The 23,847-nt window shown below is 27.7% G+C and carries 21 protein-coding genes; 9 read left to right on the forward strand and 12 right to left on the reverse strand.

What is annotated here, in order from left to right:
• Position 1: 1 nt before the first annotated feature.
• Entirely contained in the window at positions 2 to 1,366 is a 1,365-nt protein-coding gene (locus BMUR_RS07940; protein WP_013114083.1) for a TolC family protein, read from the reverse strand.
• Between the two features lie 505 nt (positions 1,367 to 1,871).
• On the opposite strand from BMUR_RS07940, the gene BMUR_RS07945 reads away from it, so the two are divergent.
• Complete coding sequence (locus BMUR_RS07945) at positions 1,872 to 2,129, forward strand: hypothetical protein (RefSeq protein ID WP_013114084.1); 258 nt, start codon at positions 1,872 to 1,874, stop codon at positions 2,127 to 2,129.
• A gap of 85 nt (positions 2,130 to 2,214) precedes the next feature.
• Here BMUR_RS07945 and BMUR_RS07950 read toward each other — a convergent pair whose 3' ends face one another.
• Positions 2,215 to 3,042, reverse strand: coding sequence for a CAP domain-containing protein (locus BMUR_RS07950; protein ID WP_013114085.1), 828 nt, complete (start codon positions 3,040 to 3,042; stop codon positions 2,215 to 2,217).
• 205 nt (positions 3,043 to 3,247) lie between these two features.
• Between BMUR_RS07950 and BMUR_RS07955 the strand changes: the two genes are divergently transcribed.
• The 3 genes from BMUR_RS07955 (at position 3,248) to BMUR_RS07965 (ending at position 6,807) form a co-directional block, all read left to right on the forward strand.
• Entirely contained in the window at positions 3,248 to 4,807 is a 1,560-nt protein-coding gene (locus tag BMUR_RS07955) for an NAD-dependent epimerase/dehydratase family protein (protein ID WP_013114086.1), read from the forward strand.
• A 27-nt stretch (positions 4,808 to 4,834) separates the two neighbouring features.
• A complete protein-coding gene (locus BMUR_RS07960; protein ID WP_013114087.1) occupies positions 4,835 to 5,782 on the forward strand; it encodes an EFR1 family ferrodoxin in 948 nt (315 codons plus the stop codon).
• A gap of 92 nt (positions 5,783 to 5,874) precedes the next feature.
• Complete coding sequence (locus tag BMUR_RS07965; RefSeq protein ID WP_013114088.1) at positions 5,875 to 6,807, forward strand: tetratricopeptide repeat protein; 933 nt, start codon at positions 5,875 to 5,877, stop codon at positions 6,805 to 6,807.
• A gap of 361 nt (positions 6,808 to 7,168) precedes the next feature.
• On the opposite strand, the gene BMUR_RS07970 is transcribed toward BMUR_RS07965, so the two are convergent.
• Entirely contained in the window at positions 7,169 to 8,407 is a 1,239-nt protein-coding gene (locus BMUR_RS07970; RefSeq protein WP_013114089.1) for an RsiV family protein, read from the reverse strand.
• Between the two features lie 168 nt (positions 8,408 to 8,575).
• On the opposite strand from BMUR_RS07970, the gene BMUR_RS07975 reads away from it, so the two are divergent.
• Positions 8,576 to 10,177: a peptide ABC transporter substrate-binding protein gene (locus tag BMUR_RS07975; RefSeq protein WP_013114090.1), complete on the forward strand. Its 1,602-nt coding sequence runs from the start codon at positions 8,576 to 8,578 to the stop codon at positions 10,175 to 10,177.
• A 341-nt stretch (positions 10,178 to 10,518) separates the two neighbouring features.
• On the opposite strand, the gene BMUR_RS07980 is transcribed toward BMUR_RS07975, so the two are convergent.
• Positions 10,519 to 11,169 carry a hypothetical protein gene (locus BMUR_RS07980; protein ID WP_013114091.1) on the reverse strand — a complete coding sequence of 217 codons (651 nt, stop codon included), beginning with the start codon at positions 11,167 to 11,169 and terminating at the stop codon, positions 10,519 to 10,521.
• A 167-nt stretch (positions 11,170 to 11,336) separates the two neighbouring features.
• Between BMUR_RS07980 and BMUR_RS07985 the strand changes: the two genes are divergently transcribed.
• Complete coding sequence (locus BMUR_RS07985; protein ID WP_013114092.1) at positions 11,337 to 12,929, forward strand: peptide ABC transporter substrate-binding protein; 1,593 nt, start codon at positions 11,337 to 11,339, stop codon at positions 12,927 to 12,929.
• A 270-nt stretch (positions 12,930 to 13,199) separates the two neighbouring features.
• Here BMUR_RS07985 and scpB read toward each other — a convergent pair whose 3' ends face one another.
• The gene (gene scpB / locus BMUR_RS07990; RefSeq protein ID WP_013114093.1) at positions 13,200 to 13,802 is read right to left on the reverse strand and encodes an SMC-Scp complex subunit ScpB; all 603 of its coding nucleotides are present in this window, start codon (positions 13,800 to 13,802) and stop codon (positions 13,200 to 13,202) included.
• 667 nt (positions 13,803 to 14,469) lie between these two features.
• Between scpB and smpB the strand changes: the two genes are divergently transcribed.
• A complete protein-coding gene (smpB, locus tag BMUR_RS07995; protein ID WP_013114094.1) occupies positions 14,470 to 14,949 on the forward strand; it encodes an SsrA-binding protein SmpB in 480 nt (159 codons plus the stop codon).
• Positions 14,950 to 14,954: 5 nt separating this feature from the next.
• Here smpB and BMUR_RS08000 read toward each other — a convergent pair whose 3' ends face one another.
• The 5 genes from BMUR_RS08000 to BMUR_RS08020 all read right to left on the reverse strand — a co-directional run bounded on the left by BMUR_RS08000 (position 14,955) and on the right by BMUR_RS08020 (position 19,023).
• On the reverse strand, positions 14,955 to 15,233 hold the full coding sequence (locus BMUR_RS08000; protein ID WP_013114095.1) for a hypothetical protein: 279 nt from the start codon (positions 15,231 to 15,233) through the stop codon (positions 14,955 to 14,957).
• 12 nt (positions 15,234 to 15,245) lie between these two features.
• On the reverse strand, positions 15,246 to 16,424 hold the full coding sequence (locus BMUR_RS08005) for a hypothetical protein (protein ID WP_013114096.1): 1,179 nt from the start codon (positions 16,422 to 16,424) through the stop codon (positions 15,246 to 15,248).
• Between the two features lie 246 nt (positions 16,425 to 16,670).
• On the reverse strand, positions 16,671 to 16,937 hold the full coding sequence (locus tag BMUR_RS08010; RefSeq protein WP_013114097.1) for a co-chaperone GroES: 267 nt from the start codon (positions 16,935 to 16,937) through the stop codon (positions 16,671 to 16,673).
• Positions 16,938 to 17,035: 98 nt separating this feature from the next.
• On the reverse strand, positions 17,036 to 17,548 hold the full coding sequence (locus tag BMUR_RS08015) for an adenine phosphoribosyltransferase (RefSeq protein WP_013114098.1): 513 nt from the start codon (positions 17,546 to 17,548) through the stop codon (positions 17,036 to 17,038).
• Between the two features lie 92 nt (positions 17,549 to 17,640).
• The gene (locus BMUR_RS08020) at positions 17,641 to 19,023 is read right to left on the reverse strand and encodes an MATE family efflux transporter (protein WP_013114099.1); all 1,383 of its coding nucleotides are present in this window, start codon (positions 19,021 to 19,023) and stop codon (positions 17,641 to 17,643) included.
• A 342-nt stretch (positions 19,024 to 19,365) separates the two neighbouring features.
• Between BMUR_RS08020 and BMUR_RS08025 the strand changes: the two genes are divergently transcribed.
• Entirely contained in the window at positions 19,366 to 19,815 is a 450-nt protein-coding gene (locus tag BMUR_RS08025; protein ID WP_013114100.1) for an RrF2 family transcriptional regulator, read from the forward strand.
• Positions 19,816 to 19,827: 12 nt separating this feature from the next.
• Entirely contained in the window at positions 19,828 to 21,477 is a 1,650-nt protein-coding gene (hcp, locus tag BMUR_RS08030; protein ID WP_013114101.1) for a hydroxylamine reductase, read from the forward strand.
• 603 nt (positions 21,478 to 22,080) lie between these two features.
• Here hcp and BMUR_RS08035 read toward each other — a convergent pair.
• Both BMUR_RS08035 and thiE read right to left on the reverse strand, forming a co-directional pair.
• Positions 22,081 to 23,004, reverse strand: a complete 924-nt coding sequence (locus BMUR_RS08035; RefSeq protein WP_013114102.1) for a thermonuclease family protein — start codon at positions 23,002 to 23,004, stop codon at positions 22,081 to 22,083.
• On the reverse strand, positions 22,968 to 23,672 hold the full coding sequence (gene thiE, locus BMUR_RS08040) for a thiamine phosphate synthase (protein WP_013114103.1): 705 nt from the start codon (positions 23,670 to 23,672) through the stop codon (positions 22,968 to 22,970). Before thiE ends, BMUR_RS08035 begins: the two co-directional genes overlap by 37 nt.
• Positions 23,673 to 23,847: the final 175 nt, after the last annotated feature.

A 23,847-nucleotide genomic window follows, 5' to 3' on the forward strand; every position in this document is an offset into this window, starting at 1 on the left:
CTTAAGCACCTAAAAGTTTTAACACTTGTAAAGTACTTGAAAAATATTCATATATAGCCTGCAGATAAGCAAGCTGTGCATTTAAATATACTACTTCGGCATCATTTACTTCGAGCATAGATATAGTACCTCCTCTATACTGTCTTTGTGCCATCTGCAGGGCATAAGCTGCTGTTCTTGCATTTTCAGCCTGCGACTGTAAGTTTAAAGCCTGAGACCTAGCAGTTGATATTAAGTCCCTGCTGCTTACTTCTATTGTATCTCTTAATTGTTCGTAACTTACTTCCATCTGCTTTATGCTTAATTCTATTTCTTCAGCTCCTTTTGCAGTAGAAGAGAAAGGAAGTAATGAATCAAGTGCATAGTTTAATGAGAAGCCTACTCCCCAGTTAAACTCGCCTCCTCTGTTTTTTGTAAAAGTGCCGTTTTCCATTTTTACTTTATCTACTGTAGTTACTCCTACATTAGCACTTGCTGATAATGTAGGCCATAAATAACTTCTTGCAACTCTTCTGTTATATTCAAGCATTTCCAAATTACTGCTCATATTTTTTAATTCTATATTATTATTCATAATAATAGTAAGCAAATCATCATATGCCATATCTGGAAGTGTAATATTAGTAGCATCTAGTATGCTTCCTATCAAATCTACATCATCAGCTGCATTTGTAAGTCCAATTTGTCTTATAAATGTTAATTTCAAACTCTGATACTGATTGCTTAATGTTACAACCTGAGGTTTTGTAGTTTCATACTGTACTTTAGCATTTAAATATTCATATTCTGAAACCTGACCATTTCTGTATTTTACATATGTTTCTCTCATTCTGTTGCTGTAGTTCATCTGCTGCTGTAAGTATACTCTGTAATTTTCCTGTGCTACGAATGTATTGTAAAAGTTTAATTTTGTATTGAGATCAACATTTTTCTTTTCATCATAATATATATCTTTCTGCATTTGCAGGTTAACATCTCTGGCTTTGTCAGTGTTCCAATTTCTAAAACCATTAAAAAGAGTTTTTGATAAAGAGGCACTAGCAGACCAAGTATCCGGACTTGAATAAACACCTGTTGGTACATTATTCACATTATATTCCTGCGATTCGGATAGATTTAATCCTCCGCTTATGCTTAAAGAAGGCATAAATAAATCAGAGAATGAGGCATCTTTTTGAACTTGTGCTATGCGTACATTATATTCAGCCTGTTTTAATGTTTTATCATTATCAAAAGCTATAGTTAAGGCATCTTCCAATGTTATAGCAATCTTATCTGCTGTATTAATAGTATTTGTATCTGCTTCCTGAGAGTATAAAGCAAAACTGAATATTAAGCTTAAAAATAAAGTAGCATAAAATCTCACTATCTGCTCCTGCATAAGTTTATATTAATTTTACATTTTTATTATAAAATTTTATATTATAAACTTAGGGTAAAAAATATCAAGTTATTATAAATAATAATATCTCTAACTTCCGCATGTTAGACGAATAATTATGAAAATAGTTCCCGTCATTCTTTATAATTCAATTATACAATTGTAAAAAAAACTTACAATACCTAAAAAGATAATTTTTCATAAAAATATATAAAAACATTAATAAATATATAATATGTACATATCTATAGTACAAATTATACAAACATATGTATGAATTGTTCATTTTATGTGTATTAAGCTTGATAAATACTAATTTATTATCATTAATCATTATTTTAATGAAAATTAATAAAAAGCATTATGCCGGAAATTTTATTATTTTTTATAATTTTTTATTAAAAAAAATTATTTGAGACATTTTCTGTCACTGCATCGTATTATATTTTTGTTAGTCATTTTATAAAATTAGGGGGATTATAATATATATATGAGTTTAATAATTCTTATAATTTTTTCATTAGCAGCATTATTAATTGTTTTATTTATGTTTGAAGATTTTTTAGATTTGGTTACTGATATTATCTTAATGCTTCTTACTTGTATATTTGTATTTTTTTACAGTGTATGCTTTTTGATTGTTGATATTTTTTATGTATTTATAGCGGATTATCTTTTGGCTTTTGTTAATTTTATCTTCATAAGACCTTTTATTTATTTTTATAAGCGTTTATTTTTAAGACAATAGTTATTTTTCTTATTTTCTCACTAATAAAAAGGGCAGCATTAAATTATTATGCTGTCCTTATTTTTATTATTGTTTAGTAATATAATCAGTCTGTAAATATTTGAACCCAATATATTCTATTATTGTATTCAAAAACACCTACGCCTATTTTTCCAAAACTTTTATTAAGTATATTTGCTCTATGACCTTTAGAATTAAGCCAAGAGTTCATAACATCATCAGCATCTACCTGACCATTTGCTATATTCTCTCCAGCTGTTTTGTAAGTGATATTATATTCTTTTAATATAGTAGAAAATGCCGTTTTATTAGGTCTTGTATGTGAAAATAGGCTCTTTAACTCTTCTGCTCTTTTTTGTGCTGCCTCACTTAATTTACTGTCAAGCACCAATGAAACAGTTACATTATTCTCTTTTCTCGCTTCATTGCATAATTCAGTTACTCTTTCTCTCTCTTTTTGTATATTTAATTCTCTTTTTATTATGTCCCCATTTCTTGAAGATGCATAGAGCATAACCCAATATTTTTTGCCTCCTTTTTCATAAACTCCTGCAGCAGCATGTGTAAATGTTTTATTTAATACCAAATTTTTTTGGCTTTTCATTATCTGATTAAATATTTCTTCTGCAGTCATATCAGCAATAATAGAGCCTTCGGAGTATGATGCAAATTGTATATTATTTTCTTGTAAAGCTGTTGATTTTCTTATACCTTCTGCTATTTCTTTAGCTCTTTGGTTTGCAGCATTTTGTAATTGTGTTTCTGTTTTGTATTCATTAAGAGATGATTTTTTTCTTTCGCTGTTTATTAATTGAAGTAATTGAGATGCTTCATCATTGTTCTGTGAAAAAGATGTTTGAGCATAAATAATAAAACTAAATAACACTAAAGATAATATTTTTAATAATTTCATTTTTTTGATACCTCCCAACACTTTATTTACAAAATTTTTTTTTCAATATATAATCTGTAAAATAAAAAAACTATTTATATATGTTTATGTAAAAATAATGATGAATTAATTAAAAAGCGTTAAACTGTAATTTGCTTTTTAGTCATTAATCATAATTTAAGTTTATCGCTGTTAATATTAAGGATAATAAAAAAAGGATAATAAGATGAAATATACAATAGCCTTAACAGGTGCTACGGGAAATATGGGTCTTGAAACATTAAGACAATTAATGGAGATAGAAGATATTAAATTAGTAAAGGTGCTTGTAAGAAAAGAAAGCAAAAAAGCGGCTGATAAGTTTAAAAGGCAGTACGGAAAGAGAGTTGAAATTATTATAGGATATTTATATGAGAGAGATGACTGCGTAAAATTATTAAAAGACTGCGATTATATACTTAATCTTGCGGCAGTTATACCTCCTAATTCTGATAAATACCCAAAACTTGCACATCTGACTAATTTTGTAGGTGTTAAACATATTGTAGATATATTAGAAGAAATGCCTAAAGATAAACGTCCAAAACTTGTACATATATCAACAGTGGCTCTTTACGGCAACAGAAATGAAAAACACCCTTGGGGGAGAGTTGGGGATCCTTTATTAATAAGTCCTTATGATGCATATTCTTTTTCAAAATTAAAAGGCGAAAGATATGTTCTTGATTCATCATTAGAAAACAGGGCTGTAATAAGACAAACTGCTATGCTTCATAATAGAATGCTTACTGACAATATGAGCGACGGGCTTATGTTTCATACTTGTTATAATGCTCCTCTTGAGTGGGCTACTGCAAGAGACAGCGGTCTTTTGATGAAGAGAATTATTGAAGAGGATATTAAAGGAAAATTAGACGATTATTTTTGGAAAGGCTGTTTTAATTTGGGAAGCAAGGCAGAAAATAGGCTAGTTGGATACGATACTTTTAATGACGGCTTCAAACTCATCGGAGGCTCTACAAAAAAATATATGAAGCCTAATTGGAATGCTACAAGAAATTTTCATGGACTTTGGTATTATGACGGATACAAATTAGAAGAATTATTTTCTTATCAGAAAGAGTCAGTTACTGATTACTGGAATGAAATAGGAAAAACTCATTGGTATTATGCTTTCGGTAAACTTGTGCCTCCTTCTATAATATCGTTTTTTGCTATACAGAGACTTTTATCTCACCCTAATTCACCTACATATTGGAGAAAAAACGGAGAGAAAGGAAAAGTTATAGCAACATTTGGAAGCGAAGAGGCTTTTGATAGCTTACCTAAAAAATGGGAAGATTTTAATCTGCTTTTTGAAAATAAAGATTCCAAAGGCAATTATATAGACTATAAGGCTTTGCTTGATATAAAAAATGCTGAGCTTCTTAATCATGGCTATGATGAAAATAAAAAAGACAGTGAAATAGATTTGGAAGATTTGAAAAAAGCTGCAGAGTTCAGAGGCGGAAAACTTTTAAGCACTAGTATGATTAAAGGAGATTTGCATACAAAATTAAGATGGGCTTGTGCTGAAGGACATGAATTTGAGGCTTCTCCATTTACTGTTATAAAAGCAGGTCATTGGTGTATGGAATGTATGCCGGATTATACTTGGAACTTTGATATTTTAGCGAAAAAAAATCCTTTCTTTGCTCAGGTTTGGTATGATTCTCATGATAAAGATGAAAATATACTTTATTATTTTGATGAAGATTTTAATGCTCATTACAAAAAAATTGATTAATTATAATAATTTATAAAGGTAATAAATATGTCTGAAAATAAAAAGGCTGTAATATATTGTTTTTCTGGTACTGGTAATACTGAAAAGGTTGCAAGAGAGTATAAAAAAATATTTGAAGAAAACGGCGTTGAAACTTTGCTTTATAGTGTAAGCGATAATTTTGATAATATGCCTAATATAAAAGATTATGATTATGTTGGTATTGCTTATCCTATACATGGATTTAATGCTCCTTATCCTATTTTTGATTTGATAAAACTCTTTCCTAAATTTGAAAATGAGAAGAAAAAAATATTTATTATAAAAACTTCAGGAGAGCCTCTCACTATTAATAATATATCTTCAGAGCCTTTGATGGCAAGACTTAAAAATAAAGGCTATATTCTTACTAATGAATATCATTATGTAATGCCTTATAATATTATGTTTAGGCATACTGATGAGTTTGCTGCTAAGATGTGGAAGACTGCTAAGGCTTTATGTGTTATAGAGGCTAATGAGGTTTTGGACGGCAGAGAAAGTTTTTTAAAGAAATTTCCTTTCGGCAGATTTATAGCATTTTTATTTAGAATAGAACACCCTGCTATGAAAGTTAATGGGCATTTATTTAAAGTTAAAAAGATTTGCACTCATTGTAATTTATGCGTTAAGAAATGCCCTGTTCATAATATTTATAATGATGAAAAAGGCGATATTAAGTTTAAAAATAAATGCGTAATGTGTACAAGCTGTTCATTTAGATGTCCTGTTGATGCTATAACTATAGGCATACTTAATGGCTGGAGAGTTAATGGAGTTTATAAATTTGAAAATCCTCCTGTAGGTATAAAAACTAAACATGACAATTACTGCAAAAAGGCTTATGAGCGATATTTTGCCGATGCTGATAAAAAAATACAGGATTATGCTATTAATTCTAAAGTAGAATATAAACAAAAATCATACTACAAAAATATAGAAAATTATACATCATAATACTTATTATACAATTATTTGTTCTAACGCTTTTTTTGTATTTTCCGAGAAATAAAAATAAACAATATTAAAAAATAGTTTTGGAGCAAAAAATGATTAAACAATCTTTAGCAGTTCTATTAGTGATTTTATTGTCCTTTGCATTATCTTGTAAAAACCCTAATAATCAGAATAATTTGGAAGAGGATTATATTAATGAGATAGAAAAAGAGTATCAAAACTCATCAAGCAATGATGTAGTAGTAGAAACTAATGATTATACTGATGATTACATGAATAGTAATAATGATAATACTCAGATAAATAATAATTCTAATAATAATTATCAGCCGAATAATAATAGTTCGGTAAAAGATACCTATTCAAGTTCTTCTTCTTCAAGCAGTTCTGTTAATGCTAAAAGAAGACCTTTAAAAGCTACTATAGATACTTTTTACAGCCCTTGGACTTCTAAAGATGACCCTCTAATTATTAGGGAAATTAGAGTTATGATTGCTAATAATGAATATACTCAGGCTTTAGATTATATTAATAAATTAGATTTTAATAATCTTCCTGCCGATGTAGATGTTGGTCAGTTGTATCAATTTAAAGGAATAGTGCATTATTTTCTTGCTAAAGGCGGTTATAAATCAAATAATATTGTAGCGAAAAATAATATTGTTTCAGCTGATGAATGTTTTAAAAAAGTGGAAGGACTTACAAAAATAGAAAAGTTTAAACCGCTTTCATTATTATGGAATGGAATGCTCTATCAAACTTATTCTAATGATGAAGCTCAATTGCAGGAGGCTATAGCTCTATTTGACAGAGTAATTACTGAATATCCTAGAACTAGATTTGCTAATGATGCTGTATTTTATAAGGCTGTAACTATGAAAAAATTGGGAATGCCTGAAAACGAATATAACGATCTTTTTCTCTCTATAAAAAGAGGAGGATTTGTTGATACTTTGGTGTTCTCTCAGGTTATAAATGACTATGTTCCTGCTAATGATTTAGTAGACAAAGAGATGGTAAAATAATTTATATTATTAATTTTAAAAAATATTTGCTGCTGTATATTTTTGATTATTTATATATGAGTTGGCTTAAAAGTGACGTGAAAAATTATTATTGTTGATTTTTATATTTTAGAGTGATAACCTAATTATATATGGGTTATCACTTTATTATATATTTTCATCTTTAAAGAAAATTATTAAACTATTTAATACGCTGTGATTTTATTGTTATGCTATGCAAAACTTTTGGTATTATTACTTAATTTTTCCAGATTTTGAATGATATTAAAGTTAAATCTTTTTTATTGCACTTGTATGATAAGCTATATAGTTTACTTCATAAAAAAAATTGACAAACTTAAAAAAATTTACTATATAAAAATTATTCCAGTATATATGAATATTCATCTTTTATAAACGGTCTAATTTCATTAAAGCTTAAAGCTATTTCTGTTTCGCCTAAAACATAAGGAGTTATAGTATATATAGGCCATATAAAATACATACCATCAGCATAGATGTAAAAAGATGTATCAGCTAAAGTTATTTCATCTAAAGGAACTAAGTAACTTTCTTCATTTCTATCTTCTATTGATAAAAGTTTTTCTATCATAATGCTTTTTAATTCAGTATCATCAAAATCTTTTATAAAATTAGTAACTTCTATTTTTTCGCCTGTTTCTAATGAATATACTAAATTATAATTATTGTACACTCCATGTGCTCCGCCTAAATATAGTGTTGAAGTTCTTCTTATAGATATAGTTTTATCATTAAAATAAGTTATGTTGATAGATTTACTTGATTCATAGCTGCCAACTGAATTTGTTAACCATTCATTATAGAAATCATTCATATCGTTTTCAAATAATTTTGATATGCTTCCCTTTTTATCATCAAATTCTAAATTTTCATTTCTTTTTATATTATTTAAATTAAAATCTTCATTTATATCAAAAGAAATTTTATCATATACTTCCAATTTGTTAGCGTCATCAGGTATAAGCAAAAATATAGAATCTTTATATGAGAATGTAGATGCACTTCCGTATTCATTAGTTTCAGATACATCTGAGTACACATAGTTATATACTGCTGCTTTTAATGATGAAGTAGTATTTATTTCTTTTGATGAACTGTTTAATGATTTTGATGTCATTTTAAATGATGTGATATTTGAATATGTACTTTCTATACTGTTTCCGTTTTCAGCTTCTGCATATATTTTATTGTTAGTTATATCAAGAATACTGTTTTTATCATAGAATTGATTTATATCATTTAAATTTTTATAATTAAAAGCTGCCTTTATTTTTTTATAATTAGGTATTAATTCAGAATCGTTATTTATATAATCGGGCCATCTGTCATTTAAATATACAGAAAAGAAATCTCCTTCATCATTTTTCATATAGTAGTAATGAGATATCCATTCTATATTTTTTGTATTGTTATTGTTTAATTCTTCGTCTTGTTTTAATTCATTTGTTTTTGTTTCATTAGTTTGAGTTTCTATTAAGTTAGTATTTGTTTTATTATTATTAATTTGATTATTTTTATTATTATTTGAACATGATATTATTAAAAGCATAAGAGATAATGTAAGGATATTTTTTATCATAATAAATTGTTTCCTCAAAAATATTTAGTATAATTAGTAAACATAATATTATTTTTTTTGTTTTTTGTCAATATTGCAAGATAACAGAGGTTACTGTATAAAGAATTATTTATTGACACAAAAAAAATTATAGTATAACATAGAATAAATTTATATAAGGACAAAAATATGAAAAAAATATTAGTAATTTTATCTGTTATACTTTTGTTTGTTTTTTCATGCTCAAAAACAGATAATAATGAAGAATCATCAATATCAATAAATTTGGGACCGGAACCAAAAACAATAGACCCAACATTAAATTCTTTAAATATGGCATCATGTTATATACATCATGCATTTGAAGGACTTACAAAAATAGATTCCAATAATAATGTAAAGCCGGGTATGGCAGAAAGTTGGAATATATCTGATGATGGATTAACTTATACTTTTAATATAAGAAGAAATGCTAAATGGTCTGACGGCAAACCAGTAACTGCTAAAGATTTTGAATATTCTTGGAAGAGGGCAGTTGATCCTAATACTGCAGCTGAGTATTCATATATGATGGAAGTAGTGAAAAATGCCAAAGAAATAAATTCAGGCACTATGGATTATAATAATTTGGCAGTAAAAGCAGTTAATGATTATACATTTCAGGTAGAATTAGCAAATCCTGCTGCTTATTTTTTAGAGTTTATAGCATCTACTGGTGTATTTTTCCCTGTCAGAAAAGATATTGTAGAAAAGTACGGCGATGAATGGACTTTAAAACCAGAAACATATATTGGAAATGGATCTTACAAAATGAAGGAAAGAGTACCAGATGAAAAAATAGTTTTTGAAATAAATACTAACTATTATGATAAAAAAGAACAAACATCAAAAGAAATAAACTTCGTTCTTATGAGCGATCCTAATACTGCAATTGCTGGCATAAGAGGCGGAACTATAGATTTTTCTGCATTAGAGCCTCCTTCTGCTGAGATAGAAACTTTAAAAAATGACGGATATATAGTAGGTAATAATGCTATAGGTACTTATTATATAGAGTTAAATATTACAAATAAAGCATTTGAAGATAAGAGAGTAAGACAGGCTTTGTCGCTTGCTATAGATAGAAATTATATAGTATCAAATGTTACTAAAGGCGGACAAGTTCCAGCTGGTGCTTTTGTACCTACTGAGGTAAGAGGATTAGAAACTACATTTAGAAAAGAAAATAAAGAATATATAGATGTTAATAACTATGAGGCTAATGTTCAAAAGGCAAAAGCATTAATGGCGGAAGCTGGATATCCAGACGGACAAAATTATCCGGTAATAGAATTAAAAGTTTCACCAGGTATTTATGTGCTTGTAGGAGAGGCTATTCAGCAGATGTGGAAAGAAAATTTAAATGTTAATGTTTCTTTAGTTCAGGAAGAGTTTCCTATTACTCTTCAATCTTTACTAGAAAAAGATTATCAAATGGCTAGAATGGGCTGGACTGGGGATTATAATGATCCTATGACTATGCTTGATGTTATGCTAAGCTACAGCGGAGTAAATCATACTGGTTTTAACAATGAAAATTATGACAGTCTTATATTAACAGCAAAAGAGTCTGCTGATAATACTGTGAGAATGAAGTCTATGGCAGAAGCTGAAAATATATTAATGGAAGAGATGCCTATAATTCCTCTCTATTACAGAGCTGATTCTTTTATAAAAAATCCTAAATTAAAAGGTGTGGTATTAAACCCTTTAGGAAGACATAAATTTAATTACGCTTATATAGAAGAATAATACTAAATAATAATATTATAAAAGGGGCTTTATTCTATGAGCCTCTTTTTTGTTATATAATATATTTTTAATTAAATAAATTTAACTGTTCATTATCATCTGGATTTTCAATATCATTAATTACACTTACAATGTTTATTTCATCTTTAATTACTATGAAATAAACATACATAACATTAGGATAATTTGATGGACAGGATCTATAATATAAGTCTATACTAATATCATCATTTATTTTTAGCGGAGATTTTCTAGATTTCTTTATAGTTGGATCTTATTTTATAGTCTTTTCTAATCCATCTAATACTAAATTTAAATAAGGATCTTTCTCAAATTCTTTTTTATTTTGAAGTGCATATTTTGTGTAACAAATCTTCATCTTCTAATATTCCATTTCTCATATTTTCGATATGCTTTTCTAAATTAATAGGTTCTTTATCATTATTTTTATTTTTTTCTATCATTTTATCAATATTATCTGACAAAGTCTTTTTTACTATTGATATTGTTTTTATCACACCAATCAATGAAAAAATAACTGTGGATGAATATTTTTGCTTACTGTTTTTTTTCCTTGGTATTCTAAGTACAATATTTTTATTACTAAAAAAATTATTTTCTTCAGCTATTGAAGTTATTCTATGACTATATATATTATACACTTCTTTTATCATATCAGAAACGATATATGGGGGATATTGGCATATTCCTAAATTATTTAATAATTTTAATTTTGAATTTTCTTTATTTAATTTTTCAATTTCTAGTTTCAATTCTTTATTAGAATCTTCCAAATTTTCATTAGATTTATCTAATTCCCCAAATAAAGTATTTAAATCTTTTATTTGGCTTTGTAAAACAGGTATTGATTCTAAATCATCTATTATTTTATTGTATAGAGGATCATTTATTTGTTTCCAACTATCTATCAATTCTTTTTCTCTTTCTTGATATACTATACTATCTTCTATATTATTTATAATATCTTCCACAATTTCACCCTCTATAAGGAAATTACTACTATTAATATATATAATAATAAAAAAAATCAATATTATATATTAAGTTTATAAAAAAAATATTCAATTTATTGACAAATATTAATATTATGTATATAAATTATATTGTTAACATAATATTTTAATATATGGACAAAGTTATGAAAAAAAGAATCTATTTATTAATTATCATTATTTTATTATTATTAATTTCATGTAAAAATAAAGATTTATCTAATGAAAGCATAAGAGTAAGTATAGGAGCTGAGCCTCAGAGTATAGACCCGTCATTTTTATCAGCAATAGATAGTATGATATATGCAGCACATGTATTTGAAGGGCTTACTACAAAAGATAAAGATAATAATTTGGTAGGAGGTGTTGCTGAGAGCTGGGATATTTCCTATGACGGGCTTACTATGACATTTCATTTAAGGGATAATGCTAAATGGTCTGACGGTAAAGATGTTACTGCTTCTGAGTTTGTATATTCTTTTAGAAGACTTGCCGACCCAAAAACAGCTTCTTCATATAGTTTTTTAATAAACCCTATAAAAAATGCTTCTAAAGTAATATCTGGTGAATTGCCTATAGAAGAACTTGGGGTAAAGGCAGCAGATGATAAAACTTTAGAAGTATCATTTGAAGTACCTACTGCATATTTTTTGGAATTAGCAGCAGTACCAATATTTTCTCCTCTTAGAGAAGAGTTTATAAACGATAATTGGACTTTTTCTCCAGATACATATATAGGAAACGGACCTTATAAGATGACAGAGAGAAGAGCAGATGAAATAATATCTTTGGAATTAAATACTAATTATTGGAATAAGGATAATATAAAAGCTAAAAAATTAGACTTTATAATGTTTTCTGATGTTTCTACAGCATATGCAGCTATAAAAGAAGGCTCTATACTGTATTCATATAAAATTCCTCCTAATGATATAGACTTACTTAAAGAAGAGGGATATTTGGTTATAACACCTTCTTTAGGAACAGCATATTATGCACTTAATAATACAAATGAAGTTCTTAAAGATAAGAGAGTAAGAAAAGCATTAGCACTTGCAATAGACAGAAACTATATAGTAGAAAATATTACCAAAGGAGGGGAAAGACCTGCAGCAGCATTTATACCTTATGGGCTTAAGGATATACAAGGTGATTTCAGAGAAAATGGAGGCGAATACTACAGCGTTAAAAAAGAAGACTATAATAAAAATATCGAAGAGGCAAAAAGACTTTTATCTGAGGCTGGATATTCAAACGGCAGTAACTTTCCAGTGCTTGAGTTTAAGACCAATCCGGGTACTGGTGTAACAATAGCGGAAGCCATTCAGCAGATGTGGAAAGAAAATCTTAATATAGATATGACTATCACTCAGGAAGAGTGGTCTGTATTTCAGAAAAATAGGCAGACTAGGAATTATGTAGTTTGCAGGGCTGATTGGATAGGCGATTATCTTGACCCTATGACTTTTGCTGATCTTTTCGTAAGCAGCAGTTCTGGAAATAGGGTAGGGTATAATAATGCCGATTATGACAAACTTATACTAGAAGCCAAAAATACTTTGGATAATAAAATAAGAATGAGTAATATGCATAAGGCAGAGGATATGCTTATAGGTGAAGATATGGCTTTTATACCGCTTTATCATTATACTTCTCCTTCTATGCAAAGTCCAAAACTTAAAGATGTAATAGCTGATACTTTAGAAATAAGGAGATTTTTTTACTGCTATACAGAATAAATTAAATAGAATAAACTAAATAATAAATAAAAACTTTTAAATATTATATTAATTTTATAGTATAATTTTTCGATTATTTAACAAAGCATAATAATGAAAAAGTTAGTATTTAAAAATGTAAATGCTAACTTTTTTATAAATTCGATATTTAAATGATTTTGTGAAATTAAAAAAATAAAAAGCCCCATTTATCATTATATGCTAATGAGCAATTGGGACTTATATAAATTAAGATTAATAAAAATGTTTAATATTTAAAAGAAATAACTTTTATTCATTTTTATTAAACTCTAAATCTTTCAGCTCTCTTAATTTTGGAAGATCATCTAAACTATTTATTCCAAAATGCATTAGGAATTTATCTGTAGTTCCGTAAGTCTGTCTTTTGTCTAAATAATCTTTTCTTCCTTTCCAAGTGATAAAACCGTCTTCCATTAAAGCTCTTAAATGATATCCGCTGTCGCTTTGCCTTATATCATCAATTTCAGCTTTTGTAAGAGGCTGTTTGTATGCTATTATAGAAAGAGTCTGAAGCATTGCTTTTGATATTTTTTTCTTACGTTTCTTATCATATATAGCTGATAAAGTTCCGAACGTAGAAGGTATTATCGTCATAATGATAGAATCTCCTACTTCAAGTATCTCTATAGCACTGCCTGCATTTCTGTATTTACTATTTATACTTTCTATATAGTTTCTTATGTCAGAATTTTCACATTTAAAAAGTGTTCTGAGTCTGCCTATAGGAACACTGCCTTCTACATATATAACAGCTTCCATTACCTTTTCAAGTTCTTCTCTGTTGGAAAGAATAGAATCATCTATTTCAAAGGCTGTTTTTTCAGATGATTTGTTTTCTGCCTGAGCTTCCATGCTTTCATTATTTTCTTTAAGTTGTTTAATATCGTCCATAATATTTATATCCCTAAAAACAAAAATCCTTTTTTATTTTTACATATTTAAATTATAACATAGATAAAACTTTTTTCAATAATGTATGGAAAATATGAAATAAAATTATAATTGATAAATTTATATATTAGTATATACCTAAATAAGTATAGGTTATAAATAGTATAATTTTTTTAAATTTAAAAAGCATTTGGGTGGTAACAGTTAAAGCTAAAATATAAAAATCATTGATAAATAACAAATAGTATCAAAAAATTTAAAGGGTGGGAGTGAGTAGAAATTTTAAAACTTTATTTAAATCCCCTCCCTTTTAGATTAAAAGCTTTGTTTTTTAGTATATTAACTTTGATTAATTCTGTAAGCCTATACTCAAAAAGCAGCCCCGCCCAAAGCTTAATTTAAATTTGCACTTTACTCCACGCACGCAGCATTAAACATTTATATATAATAAAAATTAAAATTAATAATCGGTTTATATGTAAGAATCAATTAAACGTGCGTTAATAGATATTATGAATTTAAATATTTTTTTCTAATTTTAATTATAGTGTGAACATTATATAATACTTAAACATATGAAAATAAAACTGCAATTGACAAATTAATTATATTTTGTATAATAAAATCCATGGCTAAGAAAGATAAAAAAGGAAATAATACTATCTCATCTGGAGAGATAACAAAAAACAAAAAAGCTCTTTTCAATTATGAGCTAATAGAAACCTTTGAAGCTGGTATTGTTTTGCTTGGTACAGAGGTAAAATCATTGCGTGAAAGAAGTGTTAATATGGCTGACAGCTATGCTTCTTTTAAAAAGGGAGAGCTTTTTATAGTTAATATGCATATTTCACCTTATCATTTCGGCAACAGAAATAATCATGAGCCTCTTCGTGAAAGAAAACTCTTAATGAAAAAAAGAGAATTAAAACGCCTATATGGAAAAATAAAAGAACAAGGTCTTACTCTTATTCCAGCTAAACTATACTTTGCAAGAGGAAAGGTAAAGGTAGAATTAGCTTTAGCTAAAGGTAAAAAACTTCATGACAAAAGAGAAACTCTAAAAAGAAAAACTTTAGACAGAGAAATGGAAAGATATATTAAAAGATAATATTGTTATTCTGATGATAATGCATTTTTTATATAGAACTCTATTTTACAAATATAATCAGATACTTCTTTAATATTTTCTTTTTTATTATTATCTGTTTTGTATTTCTTTATTGATAATACAAACTCATCAAGAAGTTCTTTTAAATTATCCATAGATATTTTTTTAAATTTATTGGATAATACTTCTATTTTTTCTATAGTAGTATAATCTATATTATTAATTCCGCTGAATACTATATCGGATATAATAAGTTCTAAATCTCTAAGCAAATCAAAAATCATATTATCATTCTTTTAATCTTTTATCTTTAATAAATTAATAGAGTATAAAAATGGTATATTTTTCTTAACCTTTACAATATAAAGAATTGATGATACCAATATACTTGCTAAAGCAATAGCCAAAGATAAATCACTAGTAATAAATGCTATCTTATACAATACTAATAAACATAGCGGTATATATATTCCTCCTGATAATGCTGTAATAAAGAAAAATAAAAAGAATATAAATACAGGGTTCTGCATTACATTATTATTAAGTATATATTCTATTGACATATATCTTGTAAATGTTTCAAGGTATAGATATATCATAGAAATACAAGATAATATAAAAAATGCTATAGCATACATTTTCTCTCTTTTTACCAAAAAACCTGCTATAAAGAATGCTATTAAAATGACTGAGAAAATATAGCTGTCTAAAAACATAAAGCAGCCTGCTATAATTAATTCGGCAAGTATAATAAATATCATCAATCTAAAATTCTTTTTAATAGAACTAAATCCGAAAAAAGTATACATTACTATCTTTGACTTTGCATTTCTGTATTCATCATATATATGTCTGAAATAACTTATTAAGATTAAAGCTATTGATACAAGAAAAAGACTTGGGAAGAGTGTTACAGTCATTATAATTGAACTTTTAGCATTTAAATTTTCTATATCTCCGTTTATTAATTTTGAAGATATGCCTCCTGTTTTGTCTTTTGCAACATTAACATAAGCATATTCCTCATATGATATATTAGTGTTTCCAGTAGATCCCACATAGAGTATATGCATAAGTACTACTCCGCTTCCTTGCTCTTTTAAATTAAGCTTAACCTTTGCTGTTCCATTTTCATCGGTTGGAACGATGTATATATCAGAAGTATTTATAATAGAAGTATTAGTATTACTATTATCATCTTCTAAATCTTTTAATAATATCTCTTCATTATTAGCAGGTATTTCAAAATCAAATACATCAGGTTTAAGAGAAATAAATCTTACTAGTCTGTTTACAAGAGGAAGTCCTCTTCTTTCTATCATTATGGACACTTCATTAGAAGAATTTGTATCGGATATATTAAAATATTTTTCTTTTTCGTATATAAATGTGTATTCCGAAGTTTTATTTGTATTTTCTTGTGCATATACTATATTGAATGCTAAAATAAGAAAGATGATAAAGTATCTATGCATTAAAAAATATCTCCCGATTAAAGAATGAAATGTATTATCTGTATAATAATTATCGAAACAAATTAATAAAATTAAATAATATAATTTACTATATATTATTTAACCTTATTAATTTTTAATGATACGAAAAAAAGTTTTATTAACAATAATAATAACATGATAAAAAGCGAATAAGTAAAAAAAGAACACCATCTTTTTTAAGATAAGTGTTCTTTTATTTAGTTATCGTTCTTATATAGCTATTAATTATTTTATAAGAGCAACTATCTCTTCATTCTTTACTATTAAATATTCAGTATCGCCTTCTTTTATTTGAATGCCTGCATATTTATCATATATAACGATGTCGCCTTTTTTTACTTTGATATCTTCGCTGTCGCCTATTTCTACAACTTCAGCTTTTTGAGTTTTTTCTTTAGCTGTATCTGGAAGAAGTATTCCGCTTGAAGTTTTTTCTTCTTGTTCTAATACTTTTAAAAGCACTCTGTCTGCTAATGGTTTAATAGATGGCATATTCCTTTCTCCTTATTAATTGTATTTATTTCAATAAAATTTTTCTTAAATAATTTTCTGATATTCTATAACAAAAATCATTAAAAGTCAATAATATATTAATACTCTATCAATACATGCACTGGATATTTGGATATCTCTTTTCTTCCGTTTAATTCTTTTAATTCTATTAAAAAGGAAGAACCTACTACAATACCGCCGAGTTTTTCTGCCATTTTTATCATAGCAAGTGCAGTACCGCCTGTCGCTATTAAATCATCTACTATTAAAACTCTTTCCCCTTTTTTAATAGCATCTTCATGCATAAATAAAGTATCTGTACCGTATTCTAGGGCATATTCTTCAGATATTGTTTTGTAAGGAAGTTTGCCTTTTTTTCTTACCGGTATAAAGCCTGTATTCATTTTATAGGCTAATGCTGAACCTATTAAAAAACCTCTGCTTTCTGCTCCTATTATATAGTCTATTTTTTCGTTTTCTACTTGTTCCGCCATTTTGTCTATTGCGTATTTAAAAGCATCTTTGTTTTGAAGTAAAGTTGTGATATCTCTAAAGAGTATGCCTGCTTTAGGATAGTCTTGAATATTTCTTATATAGTTTTTTAATTCCATATAATACCTCGTTATAATAAATATTATGTAAACAACACAATCTATGATTATAATACTTTTATAAAAAAAAGCAATTAAAAACTAAAATATGTTTAAATATTATGCTCTGCAGCAGAATGCGATGCAATATTCGCTCCTTTCTTCCATTTGTTAGAGAAATAATATATCAAACTAAAGCTCATACTAAAGAAATTACTTATTGCCATAGCAGTCCATATACCCCATAATTCCATCTTTGGAGATATCATATAGGCTAATGGTACTCTTATTATAATATGTGCAAAAAAAGCAAACAGCATAAGCATAAAAGTTTTACCTGCTCCGTTAATGACACCGTTAGAAGAAAACATAACAGCCAGCATTATTATAGAAGGCATTACTACATATATATAGCTTTTTGTATATTTTAAAACACTCATATCATCTGTAAACATTCGTACAATGATTTCTGGAAATAGCACAGAAAAAAGTGCCATAAAAGCTGATATTCCTACAGAAAGTTTGATTCCAGCCTTATATATTTCTTTAACTCTCTCCATTTTACCTGCTCCAATATTCTGTGCTGTCATAGTAGCTATACCAGCAGATAATGCTAGAAGCGGTAAAAAAGATAATGAGTCTACTCTCATAGATACAGCAACCGAAGCAGAAGCCAATTCTCCATATGTATTTATAAGCCTGTTTAATAATAGCCAGCTTACAGATACTATGAGCTGCATAGCGGCAAATGGAAGACCTATTTTAAACATGAGTTTTGTAATATTAAAATCAAATACCAAATTAAAAGGATTAGCCTTTACAATACTGTTTTTAATTTTTAAATATATCATACTCACAGCCACAGAAACAAACTGAGAAAAAGCGGTTGCATAGGCAGCTCCGTTTAATCCCATAGCTGGAATTGGTCCTAGTCCTTTTATCATAATAGGGTCTAGTATCAAATTGAGTACAGAAGCTATAGCCAAAAATATTAATGGTCTTACAGTATCTCCCGTTCCTCTAAGTAAAGCAGATACTAAAAAATAATAAAACATAAAAGGAAAACCTATCATACTTATTCTAAAGTAGCTTACAGAATATTCCATAATGCTGTCTGCCGTATTTAAAAATCTCATCATCGCAGGGGCAAATATATATCCTATAATTGCTAAGCTCAAAGAAGTTATCAAACTAATTGTAGTTGCAACTTTAGAAACATATACTACAGAATCCTCATCATTAGCTCCAAAATACTGACCTATCAATACATTAGCAGCTACAGTTACTCCAGATGCTATAGCCAAAAGTATTAATATAATAGGAAAACTCACAGCAATAGCTCCAAGTCCTTTAGGTCCTACCATCTGACCAATCCATATTGTATCTACTATATTGTATGCTATATTTAATAGATTGCCCAGTATCATCGGTATAACAAGCTTTATTAATCCTTTATTAACATTACCTTCTGTAAGCTCATGCATTTTGTTATTCATTATAAAATACCTCTAATTTTGTAATAATTTGTATAAAAAGTAAAATTTCAAGACACAAGGAAAAATCTTATATGCATAAAAAAATAAAGTCAATAGGCTTTTTTATTGAAATATGATATTTTTTATTTTAGTATTAAAAAAGGAGCTTAGCTTTTAATTTAAGTTAAACTACTTCTGCCATTTATTGATAACAATTTTAAGATTAAATATATATCACATTTTAATGACAAAAACTGCCGTAAAAAATAAAAATTGAAAAAATATTTTTTAATCACTATTGACAGAAAACTAATTTGGTATTATAGTACCAATACACTGAATTGCTAATGGCAGGAATAAAAAATGATCCCAATATCTGAAGCTTCAGCTATAGCTCTTCACTCTGCAGTGTATATATCTATTAAAGAGTTTGCATCTCTTAAAGATATAGCAGAAAGATTTGATGTTTCGTCCAATCATTTATCTAAAGTTCTTCAGGCACTTGTAAAGGCTGGGTATCTTACTTCATCTAAAGGACCAGCAGGCGGATTTAAAATTGCTGAGGGTAAAGAAAATACTTCTTTTTTGGAGATATACGAAACTATAGAGGGTAAAAATTGGCAGAGAAGCTGTTTGTTTCATTCTAAATGCGATAAGTACTGTTCAAACTGTATAATGGGTGATTTAGTTAATGATATAAACAGAAAGTTCAAAAACTATATGGAAAGCCATACAATCAAAGATCATTATTTATTAGATAAGGATTTCAAGATAAATAAAACAGATGATAAAAAATCAAAACAAAAAAGATAAATGGAGGATTAAATGGATAATAAAATGTTTTGTTATCAATGTCAGGAAACAATGAATAATACTGGCTGTGTTACTTCTGGAGTATGCGGTAAAAAACCAGATTTAGCCTATTTAGAAGACTTACTAGTTCATGTAACTAAAGGGCTTTCTAATATAACAACTGCTATAAGAAAAGAGGGCGGTAAAGTAGATAAAAAAGTTAATCATGATGTAACATTCAATTTATTTACTACTATAACAAATGCCAACTTTGATAAAGAAGTTTTTTATAAGAGAATAGAATACACTGCAAAACTTTGCAATGAATTAGCAAATCAGGTAAAAGACAAATCACTTATACTTGAAGAATCTCTATGGACTCCTAAAAGCAAAGAGGATATGGACGCTAAATCAAAAACAGTAGGCGTATTAGAAGAGAAAAACGAAGATATAAGAAGCCTTAAAGAAACAGTTATATACGGAGTTAAGGGATTAAGTGCTTATATGAGACATGCTAATATGCTTGATTATGAGAATGAAGAGGTTGATGCTTTTATACAGAGAGCTTTAAATGAAACATTAAGAAATGATATAAATGCCGATGAACTTTTATCTTTGGTGCTTGAAACAGGTAAAAACGGTGTTGATGGAATGGCACTTCTTGATAAGGCTAATACTTCTACTTACGGTAACCCAGAAATTACAAAAGTTAATATAGGTGTAGGAAAAAATCCGGGAATATTAGTATCTGGTCATGATTTAAAGGACATAGAAATATTATTAAAACAAACAGAAGGCACAGGAGTAGATGTATATACTCACTCTGAAATGCTTCCTGCTCACTACTACCCAGAATTAAAAAAATATAAACACTTTGTAGGCAATTACGGCGGAGCTTGGTGGGATCAAAGAAAAGATTTTGAAAGTTTTAACGGACCTATTTTAATGACTACAAACTGCATAGTAACTCCTTTAGCAAGTTATAAAGACAGAGTATACACAACAGGAGCCGCAGGTTTTGAAGGCTTAAAACATATAGAAAGCCATACTGGTAAAGAAAGCGATAAAGATTTTACTCCTATAATAGAGCATGCCAAAAAATGCGAAGCTCCTAAAGAAATAGAAAGCGGTTTTATAGTTGGAGGATTTGCTCATAATCAGGTATTATCTCTTAAAGACAAAATTGCTGAAGCTGTAAAATCCGGAGCTATAAAAAGATTTATTGTAATGGGCGGATGCGATGGAAGACATAAAGAGAGAGAATATTATACTGAGTTTGCAAAAAAACTTCCTAAAGATACTGTAATATTAACTGCAGGCTGTGCTAAATACAGATACAATAAATTAGATTTAGGAGATATTAACGGTATCCCTAGAGTGTTAGATGCAGGACAATGTAATGACTCATACTCATTAGCTGTTATTGCTTTGGGACTTAAAGATTTATTCGGTTTAGATGATGTTAATGACTTGCCTATAGTTTATAATATAGCTTGGTATGAACAGAAGGCTGTTATAGTTTTACTTTCATTATTATATTTGGGGGTAAAAAATATACATTTAGGACCAACAATTCCGGGATTCTTATCACCTAATGTGGTTAATATATTAGTTTCAAAATTCGGAATTGGAGGAATAGGAAGTGTTGATGAAGATTTGAAAAAATTCAATTTAACAGCATAAAACTCCAACGATAATGGAAAGGGCTTAACTTTTATAAGTTAGGCTCTTTTTATTATAGAAGTATTTATAGATTAATTAAGCTATAAGTGTTTTTAGAAAAGTTGATTAAATGATTGTATATAATACATATCAGAAATTTATTTTCATTCCCGCCCTTCAAATTTTTTGATACTATTTTGTTATTTCTGTATAGTTTTTATTTTTTAGCTTTAACTGTTATTCTGGCTGCCCACCCAAGTGCTTTTTAAATTTGTAATTCTCTTCAACGCACGTATAATGAAATTTTATATATAAGATAAATCAGTATTTTAAATTAATTTATATTAAAAAAATGCGTTCTGCGTGCGTTTAGGAAAGTGCAAATTTAAATAACGCTTTGGGCGGGTGCACTTTATAAACTGAAGACCTACAAATTTAATCAAACTAATATAAAAAACAAAGCTTTAAAATCTAAAAGGGCGGGGATTAAAATAAAATTTTGCAAATTATTTTAACTCCTACCATTTAAATTTTTTGATACTATTTTGTTATTTCTGTATAGTTTTTATATTTTGCTTTAACTGTTATTCTGGCTGCCCACTCAATCGTTTTTTTTAATTAATATTATCTGTTTTCAGCTCTAAACCTAGCGGGATCTGTAAAAGGACGCCTTCCTTGAAATTTTGATAAATAAACTATGTTGCTTGCTATATTGACAAATCCGTTATCTCCATACTTCATTATAGTTTCTTTTGCCTGCTTATCTTTCATCATATAATATGCTAAAGGTACATCATCTATAAATAAATGGCATAATATACGATCGAAAATATCATAAGAAGATACAAGCATACTTACATTTGAAGCATTATTAATTTTTTCTATTACATAGTTTTTTACATTAGTTCCATAATTCTGCTTGAGTTCTGGGGCATCAACTCCTATAAATCTGTAATAATTATTTTTGTATTTTATGGTGTCGCCGTCTGATACTTTTATAAAATCTTTATTTAAAGAAACTAAATATTTGTAGTTAATATTATTGGTGTCTATCTCTCTAAAATCTTTGTTTGTTATAGATAGAAAGAGCTTTGTATTATTACTGTCTTTAAGAGTTAAATATTCTTCATTATTTATATTATCTATATTTAATACAACCCTGCAGTATTTTATATTAAGAACTTTTAATTTATTAATAATGCTGTCATCAGAAGCATAAAACATAATCTTATCTTTAAAAAATAATGAGTAAATAAAAAGCCTTAAAAAACCAATATATTTTATACTTGGAAAATGACCGCTTATATATTTTTTATCCTGATTAGTTAGAGCATTATAAACATATACTTTATCACGGTTTTTTATATAGTCATAAATAATAGAAGTTTTATTATTTTCTATCATACTTATTAAAGATTTGCTGTCTATGAATAAATCTCTTGTTTCTTTAAAGTTTAGCAATTGTATAAGAAAATAAAAGATTATAATAAAAGAACAAATAAAAACTATTATTATAATCTTTTCATTTTTTTTATTAAAAGTTCGCATTTAGCTTTTATATCCTCAGAAGACACTATTTCGGTGAGCATACATAAACTCATAGCCTTATGTTCTATAAGAATATCCATGTTATTTAACTTTATACCGCCAATGCATACAAAAGGAATATCAATATTTTTTACTACATAATCAAGATAATCAATACCGGTTGCAGTATTAGCATCAGGCTTTGTCTGAGTAGAAAATATAGGACCTATTCCTATATAGTTGCAAGAAGTATTAACGGCACTTAAAGCCTCATTCTTATTCGTAGTAGAAAGTCCTATAATAAGGTCATCGCCTACAACTTTTCTTACAGCCTCAATAGGCATGTCTTTCTGCCCTATATGCACCCCATCAGCTTCAACTGCTAAAGCTAAATCAGCGTAATCATCTATCAAAAATAATGCTTCATATTTATTTGTAAGCTCTCTAATCTCTAAACATTCATTATATTTTTCACGCATATATTTATTGGGATTATCCTTTTCTCTGTACTGAATAATTTTTATACCTGCTTCAAGCATTGATTTTACTACTTCTATATTACTTCGTCCGTTGGAAAAATCTTCAGCAGTAACACAGTATATAGAACTATTAAAATATTTTTGTTTGAGAAACTCTCTCTTATCTTTTTTATTTTTTATTGTCTTGAAATATTTCATAAAACTAATCATTAATGATCTCCGATATTTAGGCATTGATTTTATTAATTGGTATACAAATATTTTATTATAATGTATGTATTTTTTCAATAAAAAATTAAAATGTTAAAAAACGCTTTTGTAAATAAATTTTAACTCTTTGTATTTTAATCTATATGTCTATATTAATTTACTTTTCTGTCAATAC

This window comes from Brachyspira murdochii DSM 12563 (assembly GCF_000092845.1).
Lineage (GTDB): Bacteria > Spirochaetota > Brachyspiria > Brachyspirales > Brachyspiraceae > Brachyspira > Brachyspira murdochii.

Bases quoted from the DNA above. Each gene is read 5' to 3' on its own strand.
- BMUR_RS07945 (WP_013114084.1), top strand. From the start codon at position 1,872: ATGAGTTTAATAATTCTTATAATTTTTTCATTAGCAGCATTATTAATT.
- BMUR_RS07950 (WP_013114085.1), bottom strand. From the start codon at position 3,042: ATGAAATTATTAAAAATATTATCTTTAGTGTTATTTAGTTTTATTATT.
- BMUR_RS07955 (WP_013114086.1), top strand. From the start codon at position 3,248: ATGAAATATACAATAGCCTTAACAGGTGCTACGGGAAATATGGGTCTT.
- BMUR_RS07960 (WP_013114087.1), top strand. From the start codon at position 4,835: ATGTCTGAAAATAAAAAGGCTGTAATATATTGTTTTTCTGGTACTGGT.
- BMUR_RS07965 (WP_013114088.1), top strand. From the start codon at position 5,875: ATGATTAAACAATCTTTAGCAGTTCTATTAGTGATTTTATTGTCCTTT.
- BMUR_RS07970 (WP_013114089.1), bottom strand. From the start codon at position 8,407: ATGATAAAAAATATCCTTACATTATCTCTTATGCTTTTAATAATATCA.
- BMUR_RS07975 (WP_013114090.1), top strand. From the start codon at position 8,576: ATGAAAAAAATATTAGTAATTTTATCTGTTATACTTTTGTTTGTTTTT.
- BMUR_RS07985 (WP_013114092.1), top strand. From the start codon at position 11,337: ATGAAAAAAAGAATCTATTTATTAATTATCATTATTTTATTATTATTA.
- scpB (WP_013114093.1), bottom strand. From the start codon at position 13,802: ATGGAAGCTCAGGCAGAAAACAAATCATCTGAAAAAACAGCCTTTGAA.
- smpB (WP_013114094.1), top strand. From the start codon at position 14,470: ATGGCTAAGAAAGATAAAAAAGGAAATAATACTATCTCATCTGGAGAG.
- BMUR_RS08000 (WP_013114095.1), bottom strand. From the start codon at position 15,233: ATGATTTTTGATTTGCTTAGAGATTTAGAACTTATTATATCCGATATA.
- BMUR_RS08005 (WP_013114096.1), bottom strand. From the start codon at position 16,424: ATGCATAGATACTTTATCATCTTTCTTATTTTAGCATTCAATATAGTA.
- BMUR_RS08010 (WP_013114097.1), bottom strand. From the start codon at position 16,937: ATGCCATCTATTAAACCATTAGCAGACAGAGTGCTTTTAAAAGTATTA.
- BMUR_RS08015 (WP_013114098.1), bottom strand. From the start codon at position 17,548: ATGGAATTAAAAAACTATATAAGAAATATTCAAGACTATCCTAAAGCA.
- BMUR_RS08020 (WP_013114099.1), bottom strand. From the start codon at position 19,023: ATGAATAACAAAATGCATGAGCTTACAGAAGGTAATGTTAATAAAGGA.
- BMUR_RS08025 (WP_013114100.1), top strand. From the start codon at position 19,366: ATGATCCCAATATCTGAAGCTTCAGCTATAGCTCTTCACTCTGCAGTG.
- hcp (WP_013114101.1), top strand. From the start codon at position 19,828: ATGGATAATAAAATGTTTTGTTATCAATGTCAGGAAACAATGAATAAT.
- BMUR_RS08035 (WP_013114102.1), bottom strand. From the start codon at position 23,004: ATGCGAACTTTTAATAAAAAAAATGAAAAGATTATAATAATAGTTTTT.
- thiE (WP_013114103.1), bottom strand. From the start codon at position 23,672: ATGATTAGTTTTATGAAATATTTCAAGACAATAAAAAATAAAAAAGAT.